The following is a 23,437-nucleotide window of genomic DNA, read 5'->3' on the forward strand; positions in this document are numbered from 1 at the left end:
ACCGTCCGGTTCGGCTGTGACTCAGCTGAACAGGGCGGCGGTCTTTTGCAGGGTGATCCAGATGCCCCAGGCCAGCGGGATGCCCACGGCCAGCCAGGCGGCGATGGCCAGCGGCTTGGTCTTGGGATCGGCGCTCCACTCCAGCACCTGGGCGCTGCCGGCGTTGCTGTCGTGGCCATTGGCGCGCTCGACGGCGAGTTCGGCTTCGGTCATGAAGTGCTTGTCGGCCACCGGACGCACCATCAGGTTGCAGATGAAGCCCAGCACCAGCAGACCGGCCAGGATGTACAGGGTGATGTCGTACACCTGGGCGCGGGGGATGCCCATGCTCAGCTGATACTCGCGCAGGTAGTTGACCAGCACCGGACCGAAGACGCCGGCGGCGGCCCAGGCGGTGAGCAGGCGACCGTGGATGGCGCCGACCATCTGGGTACCGAACAGGTCGGCGAGGTAGGCCGGCACGGTGGCGAAACCACCGCCGTACATGGACAGGATCAGGCAGAAGGCGAAGACGAACAGCGCCACGCTGCCGAGGTGACCGGTCCAGGGCACGATGGCATAGAGCACGAAGCCCAGGGTGAAGAAGACGAAGTAGGTCATCTTGCGGCCGATGTAATCGGAGAAGGATGCCCAGAAGAAGCGACCGCCGATGTTGAACAGGCTCAGCAGACCGGTGAAGCCGGCGGCGATGGCGGCGATCTGCTTGAGCTGATCGGCGCTGAGTTCACCGTAGGCCAGGCCGTTGCCCAGCAGACGACCACCGAAGACTTCCTGCAGCAGCGGCGACGCCATGCCGAGGATGCCGATGCCGGCGGTCACGTTCAGGCAGAGCACGGCCCAGACCAGCCAGAACTGCGGGATGCCCCAGATCTTGCTCACGTGGACGTGGCGATTGGTGATCATGGCGTTCTGCGCCTTCTTGGTCGAAGGCGTCCAGCCGGCGGGTTTCCAGCCGGTCGGCGGTACGCGATAGCCCAGGGCACCGCTCATCATGAACACGAAGTAGACCACCGCCATGACCAGGAAGGCCTGCCAGACGCCGACCTCGGTCGCCGAGGCGAAGTGGCGCATCAGCAGGTCGGCCAGGGGGGCACCCACCATGGCGCCGCCACCGAAGCCCATGATGGCCATGCCGGTGGCCATGCCGCGCTTGTCCGGGAACCACTTGATCAGGGTCGACACCGGCGAGATGTAGCCCAGACCGAGTCCGATACCGCCGATCACGCCCGAACCCAGCCACAGCATCCAGATCTGGTGGGTATAGATGCCCAGGGCGGAGATCAGCAGACCACCGCACCAGCACAGGGCCGAGACGACCCCGGCCTTGCGGGGACCGGCGTGTTCCAGCCAGCCACCGAAGAGGGCGGCCGAGCAGCCGAGAAAGATGAAGAACAGGGTGTAGATCCAGCCGAGCTGGGAGATCTTCCAGTCACAGGTGGCACTGAAGATCTGCTCGAAGAAGCCCATCTCGACCGGGCAGGCCACGGCGGCGGTGATGCCGATCGCCTTGGACAGCGGCAGCCAGAAGACCGAGAAGCCGTAGGCCATGCCGATGCACAGGTGGATGGCTAGGGCGGCCGGCGGGACCAGCCAGCGGTTGAAACCGGGCCGGGCGACGATGCGCTCCTTGGAAAGGAAAGCCGGACGTGCCGAAGCGACACCGCCAGCAGTGAGAGTAGTGCTCATGGGTTCAGCCCTTTTCTAGTGTATAGCGTCCAGGCCGGTGGACATTCCCTGCGCGCTTCCCCTTAAACGAGTCAAAGAAACGGCGCCAACCGACCAGAGGTGCGCGACATTAAAGCGCACCCTGGCCAACTGCCAGCCCTGCTGATTTACCAGGGTACGGGCGGCATCAGTCATCCGACGAAACGGGCGAGTACCACCGCTGTCACAGCGCCGACACCTCGATGTCATCGGGGCCGGCCGAGCCCCTATACTGGCCAGTCGCGCCATCGCCCGCCGGAACAGGAATTTCCTCGTCATGAAAGCTTTCGCCAAAGTGCTGGGTATCGTCCTCGTCGGCCTGCTGCTCCTGCTGGTCGCCGTAGGCTTCGCCCTCACCCACCTGGTCGATCCCAACGACTACAAGGACGAGATCCGCCAACTGGCGCGCGACAAGGCCAACGTCGACCTGCAACTCAAGGGCGACATCGGCTGGAGTCTGTTTCCCTGGCTGGGCGTCGAACTGCACGACGCCACCCTGGCCAGCGCCGCCACCCCGGATCGTCAGCTGGCCCAGGTGCAGCGGCTGATCCTCTCGGTCCGCCTGCTGCCGCTGCTGCTGCGGCGCGACCTGGAGATGAGCGACATCAAGATCGACGGCCTGGACCTCACCGCCAGTCGCGATGAGCAGGGCCGCACCAACTGGGCCGAGATCGGCCGCCCGGCACCCAAGGCGGACACGGGCGCCGCGCCTACCGATACCTCCGCGCCAGGCGAGCCGAGCGCGGGTCGCCAGCCGCTCAAGCTCAACGTCGAGAGCCTGACCGTGCGCAATTCGCGGGTCGAATACAGCGACGCCCGCAGCGGCGCGCGCTATGCCTTCGACGGCATCGACCTGGAGACCGGTGCCATCTACGCCGGCACGTCCATTCCCATCAAGCTGGCCGGCACCGCCAGCACCACCCAGCCGCCGGTCAACGCCACCGTGCTGCTCAACGGCAAATTCCGCTTCGATCCCGCCAGCCAGCAGTACGCCCTGGACGACCTCCAGCTGACCGGCGACGCCAGCGGCGAGCCCTTCAACGGCAAGCTGGTCAACTATTCCGCCAGCGGCCAACTGGCCGTCGACCGCCGCGCCCAGACCGCCGAGTGGACCAGCCTCAAGCTCACCGCCAACGACCTCAAGGCCCTGGGCGATCTCAAGCTCACCGGCCTGGAAAGCGATCCGCAGCTGGCCGGGCGCGTCTCCATCGCTCGCCTCGACCTGCGCGCCTTCCTCGACAGTATCGGCGTCGAATTGCCAGCCATGGCCGATGCCAAGACCCTGCAGCGCTTCGAGATGAATGCCCAGGTGCAGGCCAGCCGCAACGCCCTGGCGCTGGACGATTTCAATTTCCAGCTGGACGACAGCACCCTCAAGGGCCGGGTCGCGGTAGCCGACATCGCCCGCCGCGCCCTGCGCGTCCAGCTCAGCGGCGACCGCCTGGACCTGGATCGCTACCTGCCGGCCAAGGCCGCCGCGGCGCGCCAGGCCAATGGCGCACGCCAGGAAGAGGTCGCCCAGGTCGATGCCATCGCCACCCAGGGCAATTCGCCGCTGCCGGAGGCCCCGACCCAGCATGCCTGGAGCCAGGAGACCCTACTGCCGGTGGAGCGCCTGCGCAGCCTGGACGCCGAGGTCGATCTCGGCCTGCAGCACCTGACCCTCAATCGCCTGCCCTTCGAAGGCGCCAGACTCAAGGCCAGGGCCGCCGATGGCCAGTTGCAGCTCAGCGCCCTGGAAGGCGAGTTGTTCGGCGGGCGCTTCGCAGCCGAGGGCGCCCTCGACGTGCGGGGCGTCCAGCCGCAACTGACCGCCCGCGAGCGCATCAAGGGCGTACCGGTGGAGCGCATCCTCCAGGCCCAGGGCCAGAAGCCGCCGGTGGAAGGGCTGCTCGACCTGGACGCCGATCTGCGCAGTTCGGGCGCCAGCCAGCGCAGCCTGATCGACAACCTGGGCGGTACCGCGCGCTTCGCCCTGCGCAACGGCCAGCTGATCGACGCCAATGTCGAAAGCCAGCTGTGCCAGGGCATCGCCCTGCTCAATCGCAAGCCGCTGGAGCTGCCCCATGGCGGCCAGAACACCCCCTTCCGCCAGCTGAGCGGCAGCCTCAGCATCGTCAACGGCGTGGCCCGCAACCAGGACCTCAGCGTCAGCGTGCCCGGCCTTGCGGTAAAGGGCGCGGGCGACATCGACCTGCGCACCCTCGGTCTCGACTACCGCCTGGGCATCACCGTGCAGGGCGACACCAATGCCGCCGCCGATCCCGGTTGCCAGGTCGGCGAGCGCTATGCCGACATCGAGTGGCCCTTGCAGTGCCGCGGCCCCCTGGAACTGGGCGCCAAGGCCTGTCGCCTGGATCGCGAAGCCATGGGCCAGATCGTCGCCCGCGCCGCCGGCAATCGTCTGAACGAAAAAATCGAAGAGAAGCTCGGTGATAAGATCAGTCCCGACATCCAGAACGCCATCCGAGGGCTGTTGCAACGTCGATGACTGATGACGACTTTGGTACCGCCGTGCTGGCCTGGTACGACCTGCACGGTCGCAAGGATCTGCCCTGGCAACAGGCCGTGACGCCCTATCGGGTCTGGGTCTCGGAGATCATGCTCCAGCAGACCCAGGTCGCCACCGTGCTGGGCTATTTCGATCGCTTCATGCAGGCGCTGCCCACCGTCGAGGCGCTGGCCGCCGCCCCGGAAGACGAGGTCCTGCACCTCTGGACCGGTCTTGGCTACTACAGCCGCGCGCGCAACCTGCACAAGGCCGCCAAGACCGTGGTCGAGGGCCATGGCGGCGAATTTCCCCGTAGCGTCGAGGCCCTGGCCGAGCTGCCCGGCATCGGTCGCTCCACCGCCGGCGCCATCGCCAGCCTGAGCATGGGCATCCGCGCGCCGATTCTCGACGGCAACGTCAAGCGCGTCCTGGCCCGCTACACCGCCACCGCCGGCTATCCCGGCGAACCCGCCGTGGCCCGCCGCCTCTGGGACGTGGCCGACCGGCTGATGCCCCGCGGGCGGGTCGGCCCCTACACCCAGGCGATGATGGACCTGGGCGCCACCCTCTGCACCCGCAGCAAGCCCAGTTGCCTGCTGTGTCCGGTCAAGCCGGGCTGCCGCGCCCACCTGCTGGGCCAGGAAACCGAGTTTCCCACGCCCAAGCCGCGCAAGACGCTGCCCCAGCGGCAGACGCTGATGCCGCTGTTCGTCAACGACGCCAATGCCGTGCTGCTGCAGCGCCGCCCCTCGACCGGTCTCTGGGGCGGTCTCTGGGGCCCGCCGGAGGTGGCCGACGTGGCCGAGCTCGAAGCCCTCGCCGAACGCCAGGGCCTGGTCATCGACGAACGCCAGGCGCTGCCCGGCCTGGTGCACACCTTCAGTCACTTCCAGCTGGCCATCGAACCCTGGCTGGTCCAGGTGGACCACCGCCAGCACCGCGTGGCCGAGGGCGACTGGCTTTGGTATAACCTCGCCTCCCCGCCGCGCCTGGGCCTTGCCGCCCCGGTGCAGAAACTGCTCAAGCGCGCCGAGCAGGCGCTCAAAGGAGAACCCGCATGACCCGCACCGTGATGTGCCGCAAGCACAAGCAGGAGCTGCCTGGCCTCGATCGTCCGCCCTATCCTGGCGCCAAGGGCGAAGACATCTATCAGCACGTCTCCAAGCAGGCCTGGGAAGAGTGGCAGAAGCACCAGACCATGCTCATCAACGAGCGTCGGCTGAACATGATGAACACCGAGGATCGCAAGTTCCTGCAGGCCGAGATGGACAAGTTCCTGTCCGGTGAAGACTACGCCCAGGCCGAGGGCTACGTACCCCCCAGCGCCTGAGTCGACGGCTAAGCGCCCGAAAAATCTAAATTTTTTTGGGCTCACTGTTGACACAAGGTCGAGAAACGCTTTTAATGCGCCCCGTTGCCCAGGTAGCTCAGTTGGTAGAGCAGGGGATTGAAAATCCCCGTGTCGGCGGTTCGATTCCGTCCCTGGGCACCAAGACAAGCTTCCGAATCCTGCGGGATGTGGAAATCAGAGAAACCGGCCTAGCGCCGGTTTTTTTGTGCCTGCGATTCCTACCCGCTCGCGTCCAAACCCCGGGCGCGTCCCTTCCCTGCCGCTCAGGACGTCTTTGCAACGACTCGCGCTGCGGGCGCCTGGTCTGAAGAGTTCGGTGCCGCCCTGCTCACGCGGGTGCTGAAGCCTCGTCCACCGCACCGAGATGGATCGCCAACCACACCGTGGCGACCGCGGGATCGGTGTAGGTCACCCAGTGCTCGACATCAGCCGGGATGAACAGCGTATCGCCCGGTTCGAGTGCCACCTCCCGCCCCTCCAGGGCGATCCGCGCGGCGCCCTTCAGCAGCAGCACCCATTCCTCATGGGCCTGCCGCCAGGGCGCCGCTGCCGGCGTCGTCTGGCCCTGGGAGACGATCCGCTCTATACGACAGCCGGGCCGCTCCAGCAGGGCCGTGAACACCTCCGCCACAGAGGCATCGGGCAGGTCGCGAAACAGATTGCTCATGACGTTTTCCCTCCGGGGCTGGCGCCAGGGCGCCGAGGTCATCCAGCCTGCACCGGTCCGCACGGGCGCTCAAGCCGCGCAGGGCTCCTCCGCACTCGGAGCCCGCGGCCAGGCCACCGGGTCCGCGGCTATTTGCGGTCAGGAGTGCGATCCGCCCGACGGTTTCAGGAGGTCGTTTCCCGGCTGCAGGGGATTTCGGCGATGATCGATCGCAGCAGTGGCAGCCCGTCCAGGGTGCCGCTCGACCTTGGCTGACCGCTGTGGTCAGTCGGACTTCGCACCAGGCGCACGGAGGCGCTCGCTGCATGCCCATTCCCTCGCTTCCCCTCGTCGCTCCCGCTCTGCCCGGCGCTCTCCCCCAGGACGCCGCCGCTCAACCCGACCCGCGCGCCGTCGAGCCCGCCGCACCCTTCTGGCTCAGACTCCTGAGTGGCGTCAGCCTCTGGTTGAACCGGTTGTTTCTCAGCCTGGTCATGGCGCTGATCGGCTTTACCCTATGGCACTGGTGGCAGGGATGAAGCGGCGCCTGGATCAACTGGAGTTGACCATCCTGATGTGCGGCATCGGCCTGCTGGCCATGGCGCTCATCGTCGCCGTGGGCATGCAGGGCCTGGACTGGGCCTGAGCCCACGGGCGGCCTTACCAGACCTTTACTTGGCCTGACGTCCGCTGACCGCCAAAGGTGTTTCATGGTGACGCGGCCCATCGAGCGCCGCGAGGAGAGCACCATGGCATCGCGAGCGTCGTTGATTCTGCTGTTGACCGCCACCCTGACCGCCAGCGGCCTGGCCGCCGCCTACGAGGGCCCCGAGCGTGGGCAACCTTGGGCAGGCGGCCCCGCAGCCGTCGCCGAGGGCGGCGAATTCCTGCCGGCGGGCGAATTTCGACGGCATCACCGGCACCACCCCTATTACCGCAGGGATCGCTATCCCTACAGCTATTACCAGCCCTATCCGCAGCCCGGCTATGCCGCGCCCCATTGGCGGCCGGCGCCACCGGGCTACTACCCCTACCAGCCGGCCTATGAACCCCGTCCCTATTACGGGCCCCCGCGCCATTGGTGAACTGCTTGGCATCACGACGGCGAGATGATGGCCTTTTGCGATGAGCCACACAGGGAGATGTTTGCCAGAGGAGCAGAATGCCATCACCCATTAGGCTTTAGGGCGCTGCCAACATGTATGAGAGAGATGATGTAATCTGCATGGCTTGCCTTGCGACCATGGCTGCAGCCTTCACCGGCTTCATCATGGTGATGGCGCTGTTGTGATCGCCAGATAGACGAAACCCCGCCGAGGCGGGGTTTCGAAGGCGGTATGGCACGGTCCTAGATGGGACGACTGCCATATTTGCTGTCGGGCTTCTTCGGCGGATCGGCGACCACATTGGCGTCGATTTCCTGCACCTTGCCACCGCGGGCCAGAAAGTCCTGCATGGCCTTTTCCAACGCATCCCGCTCGCGCTGCTTGGCTTCCACCGAAGGCAATTCCTCGGGCTCGGCTTCACGCTTCTTCTTGGCCTTGCTCCCGGACGCGGGCGCTTCGCTGTCCCCGCTTTCCTCTTGCTCGGCGTCGTCGGTTGCGGCAGCGAAGTCTTCGTTATCGCCCTCTTCTTCCGCGCCTGTCTCCAGGTCGTCCTGCTCCAGATCTTCGTCGCTCATAAACCGCCTCCACACACTTTGGCAAAATCGGACCGCGCGTTTTGACGCGGCCTCCTAAAAAAAATTCCTGGCTATTCGCCCTGCAGCGTCGCGATCAGTCGCCGTGCGCCACCCTGGTCGCGATGCTCGCCCAGGTAGATGCCCTGCCAGGTTCCCAGGGCCAGGCGACCCGCCTGGACCGGCAGACTCAGGCTGCAGCCGAGCAGACTGCTCTTGAAATGCGCAGGCAGGTCGTCCGGCCCTTCATAGTCGTGTTCGTAACCGGCCTGTCCCTGGGGCACCAGCTGGTTGAAGAACCGCTCGAAGTCGCGGCGTACCGCCCCATCGGCATTCTCGTTGATGGTCAGCGAGGCCGAGGTGTGCTGCAGCCAGAGGTGCAGCAGGCCGATCCGGCACTCGCCAAGCTCGGGCAGCTGCTCCAGCACCTCAGCGGTGACGAGATGGAAACCACGCGCCCGCGCGCGCAGGGAAAAGCTCCGCTGCAGCCACATGAACAACCCCCGCCGACTGACTGGGCGCGCATTCTAGCGCGACGATCGGAAAAGCAAAGCGGTGATTGCACACCGCTTGCGTGCAGTCTAGACACAGCAGGATGGCGGTTGTTCCAGCCGTATGGCGGACATGAAAAAGGCGCCTCGCGGCGCCTTTTTCCAGAGTGGTGGCTTACAGGTTGTAGCCACGCTCGTTGTGCAGGGTGAGGTCCAGACCCACGGTTTCCTCTTCTTCGTTGACTCTCAGACCCATGACCACGTCCAGCACCTTGAGGATCACGAAGGTGACGATGCCGGTGTAGACGATGGTGAAGGCCACGCCCTTGAACTGGATGAACAGCTGGGCGCCGATGTCGGTAACGGTGCCGAAGCCACCCAGGGACGGAGCGGCGAAGACACCGGTCAGCAGGGCGCCGACGATGCCACCGATGCCGTGCACGCCAAAGGCGTCCAGGGAGTCGTCGTAGCCGAGCTTGCGCTTGAGGCTGGTGGCGGTGAAGAAGCAGATCACGCCAGCGGCCAGGCCGATGATCAGGGCGCCCATGGGGCCGGCGGTACCGGCGGCCGGGGTGATGGCGACCAGACCGGCGACCACGCCGGAAGCGATGCCCAGGGCGCTCGGCTTACCGTGGGTGATCCACTCGGCGAACATCCAGCCCAGGGCGGCAGCTGCGGTGGCGATCTGGGTGGTCAGCATGGCCATGCCGGCGGTGCCGTTGGCGGCGGCGGCGGAACCGGCGTTGAAGCCGAACCAGCCGACCCACAGCATCGCGGCACCGACCAGGGTGTAGCCCAGGTTGTGCGGCGCCATGGGAGTGGTGGGATAGCCCTTGCGCTTGCCCAGGACCAGGGCCGCGACCAGACCGGCCACACCAGCGTTGATGTGCACTACGGTGCCGCCAGCGAAGTCCAGCACGCCCCAGTCCCACATCAGGCCGCCGTCGCCGCTCCAGACCATGTGGGCGATGGGGGCGTAGACGAAGGTGAACCACAGGCCGGTGAAGACCAGCATGGCGGAGAACTTCATGCGCTCGGCGAAGGCACCGACGATCAGCGCCGGGGTGATGATGGCGAAGGTCATCTGGAAGGTGACGAAGACGCTTTCCGGGAACAGGGCGGTGGCCGAGGTCACGGCATCATGCTGCAGGCTGGACAGGAAGGCCTTGCCCAGACCGCCGATGAAGGAATTGAAGTTGGTGACGCCCTTCTCCATGCCGGTGGTGTCGAAGGCCAGGCTGTAGCCGTAGACCATCCACAGGATGCTGACGAGACCGGTGATGGCGAAGCACTGCATCATCACCGAGAGGACGTTCTTGGCACGCACCATGCCGCCGTAGAACAGCGCGAGACCCGGGATGGTCATGAACAGCACCAGGGCCGTCGAGACCAGCATCCAGGCCGTATCCCCGCTGTTGATGGCTGGTGCCGCAGCCGCTTCCTGGGCCATGGCCAGGCCCGGCAGCGCTACGAAAGACATGAGGGCTCCTAGCCCTGCGTAGGTGCGCAGAGTCATCGTTGTTTCTCCTGGGGCTCGTGTGGGGTTGGGCGGTCGGTTAAGGCGTCAGATGGCGTCTGTGTCGGTTTCGCCGGTGCGGATGCGGATGGCCTGTTCGAGATTCACCACGAAGATCTTGCCGTCACCGATCTTGCCGGTGTTGGCGGCCTTGGTGATGGCCTCGATGACGCGGTCGAGCTGATCGTCGGCGATGGCGACGTCGATCTTGACCTTGGGCAGGAAGTCGACGACATATTCGGCGCCGCGATAGAGCTCGGTATGGCCCTTCTGACGGCCGAAGCCCTTGACCTCGGTAACGGTGATGCCTTGCACACCGATCTCGGACAGCGACTCACGCACGTCGTCGAGCTTGAACGGCTTGATGATGGCGGTGACTAGTTTCATGAACTTCTCCCGATTGAGTTGACTGGCCCCAGGAAAACAAACCCCGGTCCAAGTCTAGCGCAGTGACCGTCTGTTTAACCGTTGGCGTGGTAATCGCCGCGGTCACGGCAGAAGCGGCTAGAGCGCGCCTCCACCCCAGGCGCCCTCTGACGCCCGTCTCTGCATCGGCAGTAGCAGAAAGCTTGCCAGGTTTGTGAAGGCGTACGGATTTCGAGCGCCAGCCCGGCTGGCGCGCCTCCTGAAGGGGCAGGACCTGGCCCTGCGGGCAGGCTTTTGCACCAACAGCGAACAGCTCTGGGCCGGGTCAGGCACCAAAGCAGTGCAAGGCCGCTGCCGGAGGGCCGGAAGCCCGCTGTGCTACACTCGAGCTTTGATCCATTGCAGGGGATAACCATGTCCACGACCCGTTCGCTGTTCGATTCCCTGACTCAGCAGGCCAGCCGGCTGTTCGGTCAGGACTCGCCGCTGCCCAAGGCCGAGATCGAAAGCCAGTTCAAGGCACTGCTGCAAGGCGCCCTGAGCAAACTCGATGTGGTCAGCCGCGACGAATTCGATGCCCAGATGGCCGTGCTGGCCCGCACCCGTGCGCGCCTGGAAGCCCTCGAAGCGCGCCTCACCGAGCTGGAAAAGCCGCAAACCGCCGAGGTCAAGCCGCCGGTTACCCCGGCCACGGACGTCGCGCCCGCCGACTGATCCCCAAGGGCGCGCCAGGATGGTGCAGCCCTGAGTCTGGCGAATCACGATCAAGGAGAGATCATGTCGCTTGCCCTCGTTCATACCCGCGCCCAGGTGGGCGTGGAAGCGCCGCCGGTGGTCGTCGAGGCGCACCTGGCCAACGGCCTGCCCGCCCTCACCCTGGTCGGGCTGCCGGAAACCGCCGTTCGCGAAGCCAAGGATCGGGTGCGCAGCGCCATCCTTAATGCCGGCTTCGAATTCCCCAGTCGCCGCATCACCCTCAATCTCGCGCCCGCCGACCTGCCCAAGGACGGCGGGCGTTTCGATCTGGCCCTGGCCATCGGCATCCTCGCCGCCAGCGGGCAGTTGCCGGCACAGGGCCTCGACGGCTACGAGTGCCTGGGTGAACTGGCCCTGTCGGGCGCGGTGCGGGCGGTGCGCGGCGTGCTACCCGCAGCGCTGGCGGCCCGGGCCGCCGGGCGGATCCTGGTGGTGCCCTGCGCCAATGCCGAGGAAGCCTGCCTGGCCAGTGGCCTCAGGGTGCTGGCGGTCGATCACCTGCTGGAATTCGCCGGTCACCTGAGTGGCCAGGCCGTACTGGCCCCCTATCAGCCCAGCGGCCTGCTGCGCACCCCGCTGCCCTATCCCGATCTCGCCGAGGTCCAGGGCCAGCAGGCGGCCAAGCGCGCCCTGGTGGTGGCCGCGGCCGGTGCCCACAACCTGCTGCTGGCCGGCCCACCGGGAACCGGCAAGACGCTGCTCGCCAGTCGCCTGCCGGGACTGCTGCCGCCCCTGGACGAAGAAGAGGCGCTGCAGGTGGCCGCCATCCATTCGGTGGCCGGCCCCGAGCCGCTTGAACACTGGCCGCAGCGACCCTTTCGCCAGCCGCATCATTCGGCGTCCGGTCCGGCGCTGGTGGGCGGTGGCAGCCGTCCCGGTCCCGGCGAGATCACCCTGGCCCACCGCGGGGTGCTGTTTCTCGACGAGTTGCCGGAATTCGATCGCAAGGTGCTGGAGGTGCTGCGCGAGCCCCTGGAGAGTGGCGAGATCGTCATCGCCCGGGCGCGGGAGCGGGTGCGCTTTCCGGCGCGCTTCCAGCTGGTGGCGGCGATGAATCCCTGCCCCTGCGGCTATCTGGGCGATCCCAGCGGCCGCTGTCGCTGCAGCCCGGAGCAGATCCAGCGCTATCGCGGCAAGCTCTCCGGTCCGTTGCTGGACCGTATCGACCTGCACCTGACCGTGGCCCGCGAGCACCTGCGCCTGGGCGCTTCAGTGGTCAGCGAACTCACCACGGCGGAGGTCGCACGCCAGGTGGCCGACGCCCGCGCCCTCCAGCTGGCGCGCCAGGGTCGCCCCAACGCCCTGCTCGGTCTCGATCAGCTGCACCAGGTCTGTGCCCTTGGCGAGGCCGATCAGCGCTGGCTGGAAGGTGCGGGGGAACGCCTGAACCTGTCCCTGCGCGCCCTGCACCGGGTGGTCAAGGTGGCCCGTACCCTGGCCGATCTCGCCGGCGAGGACGAGATCCAGCGACCGCAGCTGGCGGAAGCCCTGCAGTATCGGGCGAGTCACTAGGCGCCGGCAGGCGGGCCGTAGTGGCGTGGCGGCTCCTGCAGGCGATCGCGCAACGCCTGGTTTTCCTGCGCCAGCTCGAAGCACATGGCCCGCCACTGGTGGGCCAGCTCGCGATAGTCGTCCCGCTCCGCCCGCAGCGTGGTCAGCATGCGTTCGACAGCCTGCACCGCCTCGTTGGATACGCCCATGACACCCCTCCTCTTATACTGTATTTGCATACAGTAGTCAGAGTATTGCGGCCAGGCAAGGGCCAAGGTGCGCAGGAATGAAAAAGGGAGGCCTGAGCCTCCCTTTCGCTGCTGCCGGAAAGGTCCGGTCAGCTGAAGCGCCCTACTTCGGCGCTCAGGTCTTCCGCCAGATGACGCAGCTCGCCCGCGGTACCGGCCAGCACCTCGGCGGCATCGCGCTGAGCGGCGTTGTCCACGGCGATCGCCTGGATGTTGCGGCTCAGGGCGGTGGCGGTGGTGCTCTGCTCGGCGGTGGCCTGGGCGATGCCGGAGAATTGCTCCACCGCCTCGGCGACCTGCTGGTCGATGCTGCGCAGCGCCTGGGCCACGTCGGCGTTGCGCGCCAGGCCCTGCTCCATGAGGCGATTGCCTTCATCGATGGCGCCCATGGCGCGCTGGGTCTCGCCCTGCACCGCGCCGATCATCTGCGAGATCTCGCGGGTGGCTTCGCTGGTGCGACCGGCCAGCTGCCGGACTTCGTCGGCGACCACGGCAAAGCCGCGGCCCTGCTCACCGGCCCGCGCGGCTTCGATGGCGGCGTTGAGCGCCAGCAGGTTGGTCTGCTCGGCGATCCCGCTGATAACGCCGATGATGCCGCCAATCTGCTGGGAGCGGCCGTCCAGGCCCTTGATGAGTTCGGCGGTGCTGGCCAGGGAATCGGCGATCTGCTCCAGGGCGCCCGAGGCGCCCTGCATGGCCTGGGTACCGGTGCGGGTCTGCTGGGCGTTTTCCTGCACCAGACGCTCGGTGCGCTGCATGCCGTCGGCGATGTTCTGGGCGGTGGCGCTGAATTCCTCCACGGCGCTGGCCATGCTGTCGATCTGGCTGGACTGCTCGGCGGAGCGTCTCAGGGTCTGGTCGGACAGCTGGCTCAGTTGCTGGGAGCGCTCGGTGACCGCGCGCGAAGAGCCACGGACCTGCTCGACGGTGGAGGCCAGGGCATCGGCCATCTGGTTGAAGCTCCGGGCGAGTTCGCCGATCTCGTCGTGGCTGCGCGCCTCGACCCGCACGCTGAGTTGACCGCGACCCAGTGCCTGGGCCCGCTCCACCAGCTGGCCCAGCGGCTTCAGCTTGTGGCGCAACAGGACGACCGAGGCGAGTACCGCCAGCACCAGGGCGATCAGGCTGCCGATGGCCAGGCGCAGGCCCACGGCGTGCACCGGCGCGTCCAGCTCGGCCTTGGGCAGGGTGGCGACCACGGTCCAGCCTTCGCCGGCGACCGGCGCGCTGACGCTGAGGAAGTCCTCGTTGCCGTCCTGCCAGGTGTGTTCGTGCTGCTTGGGATCGTTCTTGAGGGCGGCGAGGAGCTCGTTGGCCTGCTTGGCATTGGCCGGCGGCACCAGCCAGTTGCCCTGCTCGTCGAGCAGGGCCAGGGAGCCGGTCTCGCCGATGCGCAGCTGGGTCAGCTGGGCCATTTGCTGGGCCTGGGCGTCGGTGTAGTCGAAGCCGACGAAGAGCACGGCGATGACCTTGCCGGCGCCGTCGCGGACCGGGGTGTACTGGGTCATGTAGGAGCGCCCGAACAACTGGGCGCGCCCGACGTAGTTCTGGCCCTGCAGCAGACCGGCATAGGCCGGGTGCTTGCGATCGAGCTGGGTACCGATGGCGCGGCTGCCGTCCTGCTTCTTCAGCGAGGTGGTGATACGGGTGAAGTCGTCGCCATCGCGCACGAAGATGGTGGCGACGCCACCGGTCAGCCGGGTGAAGTCGTCGACCTGGCTGAAGTCGCTGTTCAGCGCCTGACCGGCGAACAGCAGCGCGGGGGCCGTGGCGCTGCCCAGGGGCAGTCGCTCGCCGGCCAGGCTCAGGCCGCCATCGAAGCGGCGCTCGAACAGGTTGGCCAGGCGCTGGGTGCTGATCTTCAGGGTGCTGAGAAAGGTCTGCTGCTGATCGGAGAGCAGTCGGGCCTCGCTGCCCAGGTGCTTGCGCTGGGTGCCTTCGATGGACACGCTCAGGGCATGGAGGGCGAACAGACAACTGCCGGCGATCACGACAATCAGTACCAGACTGAGGGCCAAGGCAAGTTGTCGGGCGATACTACGACGCGGGGAAATGACCATAGGGGGCTCCAAAGCGCCTACATCCCTGTAGGGCAGTACGAATTTGAGGGCAAGGGCTATATCAGGCGACCGACCGCTCTAGGGCGGTCTTCTTAGGGGTTAACTGTTATCTTATCGGCAGAGGTACGATGAACTAAAGCCAATGACAGCAGTCTGGCGCCTTATTTATGGCGAATGACCTCCGGAAGGCTCTGGGACGCCACTTCGCGCTGCAAGAAGTCAGCCAGCTGGCGAAAGCGCGCCTGCCCCCGGCGATTGCGCGGCCAGACCAGGTAATAGGCATCGCCGCTGGCCACCGCCTCGGGCCAGGGCAAGGCGATGAGTCCGGCCGCCACGTCTTCGGCCAGCATCACCAGATCGCCGATGGACACCCCGTAGCCCCGCGCGGCAGCGGCCATGCCCAGCTCCAGGGTGTCGAACACCTGGCCACCCGTCAGGGGCACCGCCTGGGTCAGGCCCATGGCCTGCAGCCAGCGGCGCCAGTCGCGGCGGTCGAAGGTGGGATGCAGCAGCTCTTCGCGCTGCAGGCGCGCCGGGTCCCAGACGCCTTCACGCGCGGCGGCCGGCGAGCAGACCGGCACCAGCCACTCCTCGAACAGCGGCACCACCTCCCAGTCCGCCGGGAAGCGGCCATCACCGAGCAGCACCGCGCAATCGAAGGGCTCGTGGACGAAGTCGACCCGGTCGCTGGCCATCCAGACGCTGGTGAGCTGGATGTCCAGTTGCGGACTGAGCTGGCGAAAGCGCGCCAGCCGCGCCAGCAGCCAGCGCAGCGACAGGGTGGTAGGCGCCTTGAGTCTCAGGGTGCCCTCGGCCACGGCGAGATTGCCGCAGGCCCGCGCCAGCGCCTCGAAGCCCTCGCTCAGGCCCGGCAGGAGCAGCTTGCCGGGCTCGGTCAGCGCCAGCTGACGGCCGGCGCGCTCGAACAGGCGGCAGCCAAAGGTCTCTTCCAGCGTCCGCACATGGCGACTGACCGCACTCTGGGTCAGCGACAACTCCTGAGCCGCGCGGGTAAAGGAGCCATGGCGAGCGGCGGCCTCGAAGGCGCGCAGGGCATACAGCGGCGGCAGCCGCGAGGGGACGTCGGGCATGACTCTGACTCATGGATGGCATGGCTATTTTCCGATTGTGGAAGGCGCGACCGCATCCAACAATGAGTTCTTGTCAAAGTCGGCCCTGCTCAGCGAGATCCACCCATGTCTCTGCCGCGTCACGAGTTGCTCGCGCTGTTGCGCCTCGCCCTGCCCCTGATCGGTGCGCAGCTGGCCTATGTGGCCATGGTCTTCACCGACACCCTGATGATGGGCCGCCTGGGCCCGGCCGCCCTGGCCGGTGGCGGCCTGGGGGCGGCGGTCTATTCCTTCGTCTCGGTGATCTGCGTGGGGGTGATCACCGCAGTGGCCAACCTGGCGGCCTTGCGCCGGGGCGCGGGCGATACCGAGGGCGTGGCGGCGGTGACGGCGGCCGGGATCTGGATCGCCGCGGTGCTGGCACTGCTGGCCGGCACCCTGCTGTGGCATATCGAGCCATTGCTGGCCCTGGCCGGCCAGCCGGAAGAGAGTCGCCAGGCGGCCGGCGTCTTCCTGCGCTGCCTGGCCTTCGCCCTGCCCGGCCATCTGCTGTTCATGACCCTGCGGGGTTTCACCAGCGCCCTGGAGCGCCCCGGACCGGTACTGACCATCGTGCTCGGCGCGGCGGTGCTCAATGCCCTGTTCAACCTGGCGCTGCTGCACGGCTGGGGCGGCCTGCCGCAACCCGGGCTGCCGGGCATCGGCGCGGTGACCGCGGTGGTGATGAATGGCGCGGCCCTGGGCCTGGCGCTGTATATCGCCCGCCATCCGGCCTATGCCGCCTATCCCCTGCGCCGCTATCTGCGCCGCCCGGATCGTCGTGCCCTCGCCGACACCCTCGGCCAGGGCCTGGCGATCAGCGGTACCTATGCGGTGGAAGCCTGCCTGTTCCTCTCCGCGGCGCTGTGCATGGGCGCCCTCGGCGCCACCGCCCTGGCGGCCCATCAGATCGCCAATCAGCTGGTGTATCTGGTGTTCATGTTGCCAGCCGGCCTCTCCTACGCCACCAGCATCCGTATCGGCCAGCACCAGGGCGCCGGGCGGCCGCGCGAAGCCCTGCTGGTGGGGCGGCTGGCCATCGGCGGCGGCGCGGTGGTGATGCTGGGCATCGCCCTGCTGTTCTGGAGCTTTCCCACCTGGCTGGTGGGGTTGTTTCTGCCGGATGGCCACAGCCCGGTCAGTGAGCTGGCACGGCAGCTGGTGCTGATCGCGGCGGTGTTCGTCATCTTCGATGGCACCCAGAGCATCGCCCAAGGGGCACTGCGCGGCATCCGCCAGGCGCGCCTGGGTTTCTACGGCGGCTTGCTCTGCTACTGCCTGATCGGCGCCAGTGGCGCCTGGCTGCTGGGCGTCCGCTTGGGTATCGGCCCCCATGGCGTCTGGTGGGGCCTGGCATTCGGCCTGGCCTGTGCGGCGCTGCTGCTGACCGGCGCCTTCGAGTGGCTGATGCGGCGGCAGTTGGGCGCAGGTGCCGTGCAGGACCTGCCGGAGCCGCTGGCCGCGCCGCGTGGCCTGGCGCAAGACGGCTGAGCGCTGCGGCGGCCCAAGCGTTTTACCAAGTGGTCCGCCCTTGGGGCCTGCGCTAGACTAGACGCTTTGGGCCACCCCGGCGTAGCGCCCGGTGTCCAGGGCCCCCAGGATAGCCAGAGATGCAACGTTTCATCGTCGCCGACGACCATCCGCTGTTTCGTGAAGGCCTGGTGCGCATCCTGCGCCAGCTGCAGCCGCAGGCGCAGGTGGAGCAGGCCGATAGTCTGCAACAGGTCCTGGAACTGGCACGCCAGGGCGAGCCGCCCAGTGGGCTGCTGCTGGACCTGCTCTATCCTGGCCAGGACCTGAGCTTTTCGCTGCGCGCCCTGCGCCAGGAATTCAAGCGCAGCACCCTGATCGTGGTCTCGATGCTGGAAGACGCCACGGTGATCGAGCATATCCTGGCGGCGGGCGTGGATGGCTTCATCGGCAAGGCGCTGCCGCCAGCGGCCATGGCCGAGGCGATCGCCGACTGCCTCGCCGGACAACCGGTGGTGCGCTATGCCATGCCGAATCTGGCTCCGGCCAGTCTGGCGCCCGACCACCGGCTGCAGGCGCTGACGCCGCGGCAGCTGGAGGTGCTCGGCCTGATCACCCAGGGCCTGAGCAACAAGGAGATCGCCCGGATCCTGGCCATCTCGCCCTTTACCGTGCGCATCCATGTTTCCGCGCTGCTGCGCACCCTGGGCGTCGGCACCCGCGCGGCGGCGGCCGCCTTTGGCGCCAAGGCCGGCCTCGGCGCCCAGCGCTCGCTCAGCTAGCCGCGACGCGAAAGGCCAGCAGCAGGGCGCGCAATTCCGCCGGTCGCACCGGCTTGGCCAGCACCGGGATCTCGGCGTCGCCCAGCGCCTGCTGGACCTGGGGAATGTCGTGCCCGGTCACCACGATGGCCGGGATGCGCCGCCCCTGCAGCCGATTGAGATAGGCGATGCAGTCGGCGCCCGAGGCACTGCGATCCAGATCGAAATCGGTGATCACCAGGTCGCAACTCACGGCGCCGGCGGGGATGCTGGTGGCGGTGGTGACCTCGCAACCCCAGCTGCGCAGCAGGGTCGCGGTGGCCAGCAGCACGTTGGCATCGTCCTCGATGAGCAGCACCCGCCAACCGGCGAGCAGGTGCTGGGGGCCGTTCACCGGCCGTGGCCGCGCTTCCAGCGGCAAGGTGGCCAGCGGCAGGCCCTGGAGCCTGACCGCGGTACCGCGGCCGGGGCGCGAACGGATGGTCAGCTGCAGATCGAGCAGGGTGGCGATGCGCTGCACGATGGACAGCCCCAGGCCGACGCCCTCGATGTCGCGATCGCGCGTCTCCCGCACCCGGTAGAACTCCTCGCACAGGTGCGGCAGGTGCTCGGCGGCGATGCCCGGTCCCTGGTCGTAGACAACCAGGGCGAGCTGGCCCTGGCGCCGGCGCACCGCCAGCAGCAGAGGTTTGCCCGGGGCGTACTTGAGGGCGTTGGACAGCAGATTCTGCAGCGAGGTGAGCAGCAGCGCCGGGTCGCTGTAGACCTGCAGCCCACAGGCGCGCCAGCGGATCTCCACCCCGGCCCAGCGCGCCGCCTCGGCATTCTGCCGCACCAGGTCGCCGAACAGGGTATCCAGGTCCACCACCGTGCGCCGCGGACTGACCTGCTGCTGATCGAGGGTGTAGATGTCCAGCAGCGAGCGGAACAGCTGCTCGACGCCGAGCAGGGAGCGGTCGATGTTGTCGACCAGCCGGCCCTGATCGGCGCTCAGCTGGCCGTCGCGCAGGCAGGCGGTGAACAGGCCGATGGAATGGATCGGCTGGCGCAGGTCATGGCTGGCCTGCGCCAGGAAGCGCGCCTTGGCCAGGTTGGCCGCCTGGGTCTCGCACAGCGAATCCTGGATGCGGGTCAGCAGGAAATGCACGTAGCCGGGCACCAGCAGCGCGGTCACCAGCATCATCAGGGCCACCGTCGGATAGCGCTGCAGGAAGGGCATCCCGGCAATGATGGCGGCGAGAGCGGTCAGCGACAGTCCGGTGGCCAGCAGCAGGTAGCCACGTCCATAGCGCAGGCCATTGCCCACCGTGACCCAGAGCAGCACGCCGAACAGCGGCAGCAGGGCCTCGCCGCTGGTGATGGAGGAAAAGGTGATGGCGCTGAAGTCCAGACTCATGGCCAGCAGCCGTCGCCAGGGCTTGACCCCCGGCCGCCGCCGGACCTCGACGAACAGGCCGATGGCCGCCACGGCGAACAGGGCGTAGCAGAGCAGGTTGGCCAGCAGGATGGCGGTGTCGAACAGCCCCCAGGCCCAGGCGCCAATGATGTAGGTCGAGGCCGGCAGGATGAAGGCCAGCCGAACCTTGGCCTGGCCCAGTTCGGGATCGCGGGCGCTGACCCCCAGGGTCTGGGTCGCGGCGCTCATGACGCCAGATAACCCAGTTGCCAGGCCCGCGGGATCAGGCGAAAGATCACCGCCAGGGTCGCGGCCAGGGCCGCGCTGGCGTACCAGGCCGCCAGGCCCAGTCCCGCTTCCAGCGCAGCGCCGAGCACCCCGCCGAGCAGCATGCCCAGCCAGGGCACCAGCTGGATGCGCCAGCCGCGTCGCCGCTCGCCCAGCAGCCAGTGACCCAGACCGCGCCCGAAGCGCGACAGGGCGCCGGTGACGTAGGTGAGGCCGATGGGCAGGCCATAGACCTGCTCCACCACCGCATTGACCATGCCCATGGCGAACACTCCGATCAGCAGCGCTAGCGGGCTCAGGGGCAGACTGGCCGCCAGCGCCAGCAGCAGGGCCAGCAGGCCGAGCAGCAGGCAGGCGCGCTGGCGGGTCAGCCGTTGCAGCAGTACGCCGCCGGCATTGCCCAGCACGAAGGTGCCGATGGCCAGCGCCAGGTGCCCCGCCGCAGCCCAGCGGCCTGCCGCCACCTCGGCTGCTAGACGGGTGGTATTACCGCTCATGAAGGAGACGAAATCGCCGGTGGCGAGAAAGCCGATGGCATCGGTCATGCCGGCCAGCAGCGACAGGCCGGCGACCAGCGCCAGGCCGACCGCGCCGTGGCGCGGCGCGACCGGCAGAGCGGCGGGTGGAAGGGGGGAAGAGGTGTGCATGGCAGCCATCCTGGCTGAGCGAAAAAAGACGGCCATCAGTGTGCGACGTGACGCGCCCCGACGCCATGGGCGACGCTCCGGAAGGCGCCCTGGGCTAGACTGATGGACCCGCCTGGCCGGAGGCCTCGTGACCACGCCCCTGTTCGCCCTGGTACTGCTCGCCGCCCTGCTGCACGCCGGCTGGAACGCCCTGCTCAAGATCGGCCTCGATCGCTTTCTCACCGCCAGCCTGATCCAGATCGGCGCCGGCGTCGCCGCCCTGCTGGCCCTGCCCTTCGTGGCCCTGCCCGCGGCCGCGGCCTGGCCCTGGATCGCCCTCTCCGCCCTGCTGCACATCGGCTACAACGCCTTTCTCGCCCGCGCCTATCGCTATGGCGACCTGGGCCAGGTCTATCCGCTCTCCCGCGGCAGCGCCCCGCTGCTGGTCAGCGGGGTGGCCTTTCTCGCCCTCGGCGAAGTGCTGTCGCCGCCCGCCCTGCTCGGCCTCGGCCTGCTGGTGACCGGTCTCGCCCTGATGGCGCTGCTCGGGGCCCGGCGCGGCACGCCGCCCAGCCTGGCGTTGCTGGTCTGCGCCTTCACCACCGGCAGCTTCATCGCCGCCTACACCCTGGCCGATGCCCTGGGCGCGCGCGCCAGCGATGATGCGGTGGCCTATGCCCTCTGGCTGTTCGCGGTGAACGGCGTGGTGGCCGCGCTGGTGCTGCGCCTGAGTCGTGGCGGCTCGGCCTTTGCCGGCCTCGGTCCGCACTGGCGCGCCGGGCTGGCTGGCGGGGTCATGTCGATGCTGGCCTACAGCCTGGTGATCGTTGCCACCACCCAGGCGCCCATCGGCCTGGTCTCGGCGCTGCGCGAGACCAGCGTGCTGTTCGCCCTGCTGATCGGGGTCTTCTGGCTGCACGAGAGTCTGCCGCTGGGGCGCGTCTGCGCCGGCCTGGCCATCGTCGCCGGGGTGGTGGCGATCAAGCTGGCCTGAGCGGGGCGCCCGGGGAGCGGCTAAGCTGTGCCTTCTTTCGACCTGGAGGGACCCATGGGCAAATCGCTGCGACTCTCGGAAAAGTGGTTCAATCGCGGCCTCTGGCTGCTGGCGCTGGTGTTCGCCGGCTTTCTCATCGGCCTGGGCGGCACCCTGGTCGGCGATCTGCCCCAGGTGGAGCGCCAGCAGGGTCTGGAAGACTTCATGGATCCGGCGGCCACCGCCGCGGCGCGGGCGGACCAGCGCCAGGCGAACCAGGCCCGGCGCGCGGCCCAGGACGCCCTCGACCAGGCCCAGCTGCAGCAGGCCGCGGCGGCGCGCAGCTACACGGCCAATCGCGAGACCTTCGACAACTGGCTGGCGACCCGCCAGACCACCCAGCGCCCCGAGCAGGACGCCGAGCTGATCGCCCGCAGCCGCGCCCTGGACGCGCTCAAGGCCGGCGAGCGCGCCGCCGAGCAGGAGGTCGAACGTCAGGAACAGGCGTTGCTGGATGCCGAGCAGCACGCGGCCGCCGCCGCGCGCAGCCTGGCCGAGCTGAGCGACGCAGCCCAGCAGGCCTGGCTCGACGCCCGCCAGCAGGCCGAACTGCGGGTCTTCCTCTATCGCCTGGCGCTGACGCTCCCCCTGCTGGCGGTCGCCGCCTGGCTATTTGTCCGCCAGCGCAAGAGCACCTGGTGGCCTTTCGTCTGGGGCTTCATCTTCTTCGCGCTGTTCGCCTTCTTCGTCGAGCTGGTGCCCTATCTGCCCAGCTATGGCGGCTATGTGCGCTATCTGGTGGGCATCCTGCTGACGGTCCTGGGCGGGCGCTACGCCATCCGCGCCCTGCAGGACTATCGCGCCCGCCTGGCGCTCAAGGAAGCCCAGCCGGACACCGTCCGACGCGAAGAGCTGCATTACGATACCGCCCTGGCGCGCCTGGCCAAGGGCGTCTGCCCGGGCTGCGAGCGACCGGTGGACCTCAAGGACCCGGGGATCGACTTCTGCCCCCATTGCGGCATCGGCCTGCACGACCACTGCGGCGCCTGCCAGACGCGCAAGAGCGCCTTCGCGCATTTCTGCCACGCCTGTGGCACGGCGGCGCGTGGGTCCGAGCGAAGTCTGGCGGGCGCGCCTTGATGGCAGGCCTCAGGGCTTGTTCGAACTGGTGTTGACGCCCTTTTCGGTGTGCTCGCCGTCGTGCTTGTGCAACTGGCCGGTGGGGTCCTGCAGCTGGATGACCTGGCCCTGCTGCCAGGCATTGGCGCCGGGGGCGACCGCGGGGGTCGGCAGATCGGCACGGGCGGCCCTGGTCTCGCTGGACGAGATACCCAGGCGGCGATCACGCTCGGCGAGCAGCTTGGGATCGAGCTGGCCGTCGGCGGTGAAGCCCATCATCAGCTGGGGCACGCCCAGGGGCAGCTCCAGGTCCTGATCGGTATGCCAGGTATGCCAGGTCTTGCCGTAGGTGTGCACCAGCTTGTCCATCAGCCGGTGCTCGGCGACCTGAGGTACGCCGGGCGCGACCAGCTGGCCCGACTTCACCTCGTGCACATGGCTGTGCCAGAGCGCCTTCTCGGCCTCGGGCAGGGTCTTGAACAGCCGTTCGCTGATGATGTACTCAACGCCCATCAGCTTGGCATCGGCGACATTGCCGTCGTAGATCACGCACTGGAACATCTCTTCGCCCAGGACGCTGCAATAGTGATGGGCCTCCATCTGGCTGTGGGGATGGCCGTTGTAGAAGTGGAAGCCGTCCAGGTAGGTGTTGAGGGCGGCGATGGGCGGCTTGCGCTGCAGGACATCGGCCCCGGCTTCGAGCATCCGGGTATCGGTCTGGGCTGGGGCACCCGGCACCGGGACCGGCGATTGGGTGTCGTTGGCGGCCTGGGCCAGTGGAGCGCAGGCGAGCAGCAGCAAGGCGGGGAGTCGACGGAGGGTCATGGCGCATTCTCGACGGGAGCTTGCCGAGTTCGAAGCCCGGGCGGACGCCTAGGTTCCACCGCTGCGCTAGGC

Annotated in this window: 23 protein-coding genes and 1 tRNA gene; 12 read left to right on the plus strand and 12 right to left on the minus strand. The window is 67.9% G+C overall.

Annotated elements, in window-relative coordinates; all coding sequences use genetic code 11:
* Window positions 1-21 precede the first annotated feature (21 nt).
* On the minus strand, window positions 22-1,686 hold the full coding sequence (locus tag ACZ5R1_RS21295; RefSeq protein WP_027600691.1) for an OFA family MFS transporter: 1,665 nt from the start codon (window positions 1,684-1,686) through the stop codon (window positions 22-24).
* A gap of 295 nt (window positions 1,687-1,981) precedes the next feature.
* Here ACZ5R1_RS21295 and ACZ5R1_RS21300 point away from each other — a divergent pair, with 295 nt between their 5' ends.
* The 4 genes from ACZ5R1_RS21300 to ACZ5R1_RS21315 all read left to right on the plus strand — a co-directional run bounded on the left by ACZ5R1_RS21300 (window position 1,982) and on the right by ACZ5R1_RS21315 (window position 5,687).
* Window positions 1,982-4,195 carry an AsmA family protein gene (locus ACZ5R1_RS21300; protein WP_288405337.1) on the plus strand — a complete coding sequence of 738 codons (2,214 nt, stop codon included), beginning with the start codon at window positions 1,982-1,984 and terminating at the stop codon, window positions 4,193-4,195.
* Window positions 4,192-5,256 (plus strand): A/G-specific adenine glycosylase, encoded by a 1,065-nt coding sequence (mutY, locus tag ACZ5R1_RS21305; RefSeq protein ID WP_145248750.1) that lies wholly within the window; start codon window positions 4,192-4,194, stop codon window positions 5,254-5,256. The genes ACZ5R1_RS21300 and mutY overlap by 4 nt, the downstream gene beginning before the upstream one ends.
* The gene (locus ACZ5R1_RS21310) at window positions 5,253-5,525 is read left to right on the plus strand and encodes an oxidative damage protection protein (protein ID WP_027597475.1); all 273 of its coding nucleotides are present in this window, start codon (window positions 5,253-5,255) and stop codon (window positions 5,523-5,525) included. Before mutY ends, ACZ5R1_RS21310 begins: the two co-directional genes overlap by 4 nt.
* A gap of 86 nt (window positions 5,526-5,611) precedes the next feature.
* Window positions 5,612-5,687, plus strand: a tRNA-Phe gene (locus ACZ5R1_RS21315).
* Between the two features lie 187 nt (window positions 5,688-5,874).
* Here ACZ5R1_RS21315 and ACZ5R1_RS21320 read toward each other — a convergent pair.
* The gene (locus ACZ5R1_RS21320; RefSeq protein ID WP_144960814.1) at window positions 5,875-6,213 is read right to left on the minus strand and encodes a cupin domain-containing protein; all 339 of its coding nucleotides are present in this window, start codon (window positions 6,211-6,213) and stop codon (window positions 5,875-5,877) included.
* A 305-nt stretch (window positions 6,214-6,518) separates the two neighbouring features.
* Here ACZ5R1_RS21320 and ACZ5R1_RS21325 point away from each other — a divergent pair, with 305 nt between their 5' ends.
* A complete protein-coding gene (locus ACZ5R1_RS21325; RefSeq protein ID WP_027597473.1) occupies window positions 6,519-6,731 on the plus strand; it encodes a hypothetical protein in 213 nt (70 codons plus the stop codon).
* Between the two features lie 210 nt (window positions 6,732-6,941).
* Entirely contained in the window at window positions 6,942-7,277 is a 336-nt protein-coding gene (locus ACZ5R1_RS21330) for a hypothetical protein (RefSeq protein WP_007159803.1), read from the plus strand.
* 263 nt (window positions 7,278-7,540) lie between these two features.
* Here ACZ5R1_RS21330 and sutA read toward each other — a convergent pair whose 3' ends face one another.
* The 4 genes from sutA to glnK all read right to left on the minus strand — a co-directional run bounded on the left by sutA (window position 7,541) and on the right by glnK (window position 10,264).
* On the minus strand, window positions 7,541-7,873 hold the full coding sequence (gene sutA, locus ACZ5R1_RS21335; RefSeq protein WP_007159805.1) for a transcriptional regulator SutA: 333 nt from the start codon (window positions 7,871-7,873) through the stop codon (window positions 7,541-7,543).
* Between the two features lie 71 nt (window positions 7,874-7,944).
* Window positions 7,945-8,364 carry a secondary thiamine-phosphate synthase enzyme YjbQ gene (locus ACZ5R1_RS21340; protein ID WP_007159806.1) on the minus strand — a complete coding sequence of 140 codons (420 nt, stop codon included), beginning with the start codon at window positions 8,362-8,364 and terminating at the stop codon, window positions 7,945-7,947.
* A gap of 172 nt (window positions 8,365-8,536) precedes the next feature.
* Entirely contained in the window at window positions 8,537-9,877 is a 1,341-nt protein-coding gene (locus ACZ5R1_RS21345) for an ammonium transporter (RefSeq protein WP_027597471.1), read from the minus strand.
* Between the two features lie 48 nt (window positions 9,878-9,925).
* Entirely contained in the window at window positions 9,926-10,264 is a 339-nt protein-coding gene (gene glnK / locus ACZ5R1_RS21350) for a P-II family nitrogen regulator (RefSeq protein ID WP_003096476.1), read from the minus strand.
* 393 nt (window positions 10,265-10,657) lie between these two features.
* Between glnK and ACZ5R1_RS21355 the strand changes: the two genes are divergently transcribed.
* Together ACZ5R1_RS21355 and ACZ5R1_RS21360 are read left to right on the plus strand one after the other, a co-directional pair.
* Window positions 10,658-10,957 carry an accessory factor UbiK family protein gene (locus ACZ5R1_RS21355; protein WP_027597470.1) on the plus strand — a complete coding sequence of 100 codons (300 nt, stop codon included), beginning with the start codon at window positions 10,658-10,660 and terminating at the stop codon, window positions 10,955-10,957.
* Window positions 10,958-11,020: 63 nt separating this feature from the next.
* The gene (locus ACZ5R1_RS21360; RefSeq protein ID WP_464712672.1) at window positions 11,021-12,511 is read left to right on the plus strand and encodes a YifB family Mg chelatase-like AAA ATPase; all 1,491 of its coding nucleotides are present in this window, start codon (window positions 11,021-11,023) and stop codon (window positions 12,509-12,511) included.
* Here the strand turns inward: ACZ5R1_RS21360 and ACZ5R1_RS21365 are convergent.
* From ACZ5R1_RS21365 to ACZ5R1_RS21375, 3 genes are all read right to left on the minus strand, one after another.
* Window positions 12,508-12,699: a hypothetical protein gene (locus ACZ5R1_RS21365; protein WP_027597468.1), complete on the minus strand. Its 192-nt coding sequence runs from the start codon at window positions 12,697-12,699 to the stop codon at window positions 12,508-12,510. The two genes, ACZ5R1_RS21360 and ACZ5R1_RS21365, sit on opposite strands and share 4 nt — an antisense overlap.
* 128 nt (window positions 12,700-12,827) lie before the next feature.
* The gene (locus ACZ5R1_RS21370) at window positions 12,828-14,798 is read right to left on the minus strand and encodes a methyl-accepting chemotaxis protein (protein ID WP_037006627.1); all 1,971 of its coding nucleotides are present in this window, start codon (window positions 14,796-14,798) and stop codon (window positions 12,828-12,830) included.
* A gap of 161 nt (window positions 14,799-14,959) precedes the next feature.
* Window positions 14,960-15,889, minus strand: coding sequence for a LysR substrate-binding domain-containing protein (locus ACZ5R1_RS21375; protein ID WP_077171080.1), 930 nt, complete (start codon window positions 15,887-15,889; stop codon window positions 14,960-14,962).
* Window positions 15,890-15,994: 105 nt separating this feature from the next.
* Between ACZ5R1_RS21375 and ACZ5R1_RS21380 the strand changes: the two genes are divergently transcribed.
* Together ACZ5R1_RS21380 and ACZ5R1_RS21385 are read left to right on the plus strand one after the other, a co-directional pair.
* Window positions 15,995-17,398, plus strand: a complete 1,404-nt coding sequence (locus tag ACZ5R1_RS21380; protein WP_288405316.1) for a NorM family multidrug efflux MATE transporter — start codon at window positions 15,995-15,997, stop codon at window positions 17,396-17,398.
* A gap of 119 nt (window positions 17,399-17,517) precedes the next feature.
* Window positions 17,518-18,159, plus strand: coding sequence for a LuxR C-terminal-related transcriptional regulator (locus tag ACZ5R1_RS21385; RefSeq protein ID WP_027600685.1), 642 nt, complete (start codon window positions 17,518-17,520; stop codon window positions 18,157-18,159).
* On the opposite strand, the gene ACZ5R1_RS21390 is transcribed toward ACZ5R1_RS21385, so the two are convergent.
* On the minus strand, window positions 18,152-19,783 hold the full coding sequence (locus ACZ5R1_RS21390; RefSeq protein WP_288405312.1) for an ATP-binding response regulator: 1,632 nt from the start codon (window positions 19,781-19,783) through the stop codon (window positions 18,152-18,154). The genes ACZ5R1_RS21385 and ACZ5R1_RS21390 overlap by 8 nt on opposite strands.
* Window positions 19,780-20,469 carry a YoaK family protein gene (locus tag ACZ5R1_RS21395; RefSeq protein ID WP_464712673.1) on the minus strand — a complete coding sequence of 230 codons (690 nt, stop codon included), beginning with the start codon at window positions 20,467-20,469 and terminating at the stop codon, window positions 19,780-19,782. The genes ACZ5R1_RS21390 and ACZ5R1_RS21395 overlap by 4 nt, the downstream gene beginning before the upstream one ends.
* Before the next feature lie 127 nt (window positions 20,470-20,596).
* Between ACZ5R1_RS21395 and ACZ5R1_RS21400 the strand changes: the two genes are divergently transcribed.
* Window positions 20,597-21,442: an EamA family transporter gene (locus ACZ5R1_RS21400; protein WP_464712674.1), complete on the plus strand. Its 846-nt coding sequence runs from the start codon at window positions 20,597-20,599 to the stop codon at window positions 21,440-21,442.
* Between the two features lie 54 nt (window positions 21,443-21,496).
* Window positions 21,497-22,561, plus strand: a complete 1,065-nt coding sequence (locus ACZ5R1_RS21405; RefSeq protein ID WP_150340495.1) for a zinc ribbon domain-containing protein — start codon at window positions 21,497-21,499, stop codon at window positions 22,559-22,561.
* Between the two features lie 9 nt (window positions 22,562-22,570).
* Here ACZ5R1_RS21405 and ACZ5R1_RS21410 read toward each other — a convergent pair whose 3' ends face one another.
* A complete protein-coding gene (locus ACZ5R1_RS21410; RefSeq protein ID WP_464712675.1) occupies window positions 22,571-23,365 on the minus strand; it encodes an OBAP family protein in 795 nt (264 codons plus the stop codon).
* Window positions 23,366-23,437: the final 72 nt, after the last annotated feature.

It is taken from the genome of Pseudomonas sp. Pso3 (assembly GCF_055393275.1).

What these genes read in the sequence shown, in the direction of transcription:
- ACZ5R1_RS21295 (WP_027600691.1), bottom strand. Translation starts at nt 1,686, where the DNA reads ATGAGCACTACTCTCACTGCTGGCGGTGTCGCTTCGGCACGTCCGGCT.
- ACZ5R1_RS21300 (WP_288405337.1), top strand. Translation starts at nt 1,982, where the DNA reads ATGAAAGCTTTCGCCAAAGTGCTGGGTATCGTCCTCGTCGGCCTGCTG.
- mutY (WP_145248750.1), top strand. Translation starts at nt 4,192, where the DNA reads ATGACTGATGACGACTTTGGTACCGCCGTGCTGGCCTGGTACGACCTG.
- ACZ5R1_RS21310 (WP_027597475.1), top strand. Translation starts at nt 5,253, where the DNA reads ATGACCCGCACCGTGATGTGCCGCAAGCACAAGCAGGAGCTGCCTGGC.
- ACZ5R1_RS21320 (WP_144960814.1), bottom strand. Translation starts at nt 6,213, where the DNA reads ATGAGCAATCTGTTTCGCGACCTGCCCGATGCCTCTGTGGCGGAGGTG.
- ACZ5R1_RS21325 (WP_027597473.1), top strand. Translation starts at nt 6,519, where the DNA reads ATGCCCATTCCCTCGCTTCCCCTCGTCGCTCCCGCTCTGCCCGGCGCT.
- ACZ5R1_RS21330 (WP_007159803.1), top strand. Translation starts at nt 6,942, where the DNA reads ATGGCATCGCGAGCGTCGTTGATTCTGCTGTTGACCGCCACCCTGACC.
- sutA (WP_007159805.1), bottom strand. Translation starts at nt 7,873, where the DNA reads ATGAGCGACGAAGATCTGGAGCAGGACGACCTGGAGACAGGCGCGGAA.
- ACZ5R1_RS21340 (WP_007159806.1), bottom strand. Translation starts at nt 8,364, where the DNA reads ATGTGGCTGCAGCGGAGCTTTTCCCTGCGCGCGCGGGCGCGTGGTTTC.
- ACZ5R1_RS21345 (WP_027597471.1), bottom strand. Translation starts at nt 9,877, where the DNA reads ATGACTCTGCGCACCTACGCAGGGCTAGGAGCCCTCATGTCTTTCGTA.
- glnK (WP_003096476.1), bottom strand. Translation starts at nt 10,264, where the DNA reads ATGAAACTAGTCACCGCCATCATCAAGCCGTTCAAGCTCGACGACGTG.
- ACZ5R1_RS21355 (WP_027597470.1), top strand. Translation starts at nt 10,658, where the DNA reads ATGTCCACGACCCGTTCGCTGTTCGATTCCCTGACTCAGCAGGCCAGC.
- ACZ5R1_RS21360 (WP_464712672.1), top strand. Translation starts at nt 11,021, where the DNA reads ATGTCGCTTGCCCTCGTTCATACCCGCGCCCAGGTGGGCGTGGAAGCG.
- ACZ5R1_RS21365 (WP_027597468.1), bottom strand. Translation starts at nt 12,699, where the DNA reads ATGGGCGTATCCAACGAGGCGGTGCAGGCTGTCGAACGCATGCTGACC.
- ACZ5R1_RS21370 (WP_037006627.1), bottom strand. Translation starts at nt 14,798, where the DNA reads ATGGTCATTTCCCCGCGTCGTAGTATCGCCCGACAACTTGCCTTGGCC.
- ACZ5R1_RS21375 (WP_077171080.1), bottom strand. Translation starts at nt 15,889, where the DNA reads ATGCCCGACGTCCCCTCGCGGCTGCCGCCGCTGTATGCCCTGCGCGCC.
- ACZ5R1_RS21380 (WP_288405316.1), top strand. Translation starts at nt 15,995, where the DNA reads ATGTCTCTGCCGCGTCACGAGTTGCTCGCGCTGTTGCGCCTCGCCCTG.
- ACZ5R1_RS21385 (WP_027600685.1), top strand. Translation starts at nt 17,518, where the DNA reads ATGCAACGTTTCATCGTCGCCGACGACCATCCGCTGTTTCGTGAAGGC.
- ACZ5R1_RS21390 (WP_288405312.1), bottom strand. Translation starts at nt 19,783, where the DNA reads ATGAGCGCCGCGACCCAGACCCTGGGGGTCAGCGCCCGCGATCCCGAA.
- ACZ5R1_RS21395 (WP_464712673.1), bottom strand. Translation starts at nt 20,469, where the DNA reads ATGCACACCTCTTCCCCCCTTCCACCCGCCGCTCTGCCGGTCGCGCCG.
- ACZ5R1_RS21405 (WP_150340495.1), top strand. Translation starts at nt 21,497, where the DNA reads ATGGGCAAATCGCTGCGACTCTCGGAAAAGTGGTTCAATCGCGGCCTC.
- ACZ5R1_RS21410 (WP_464712675.1), bottom strand. Translation starts at nt 23,365, where the DNA reads ATGACCCTCCGTCGACTCCCCGCCTTGCTGCTGCTCGCCTGCGCTCCA.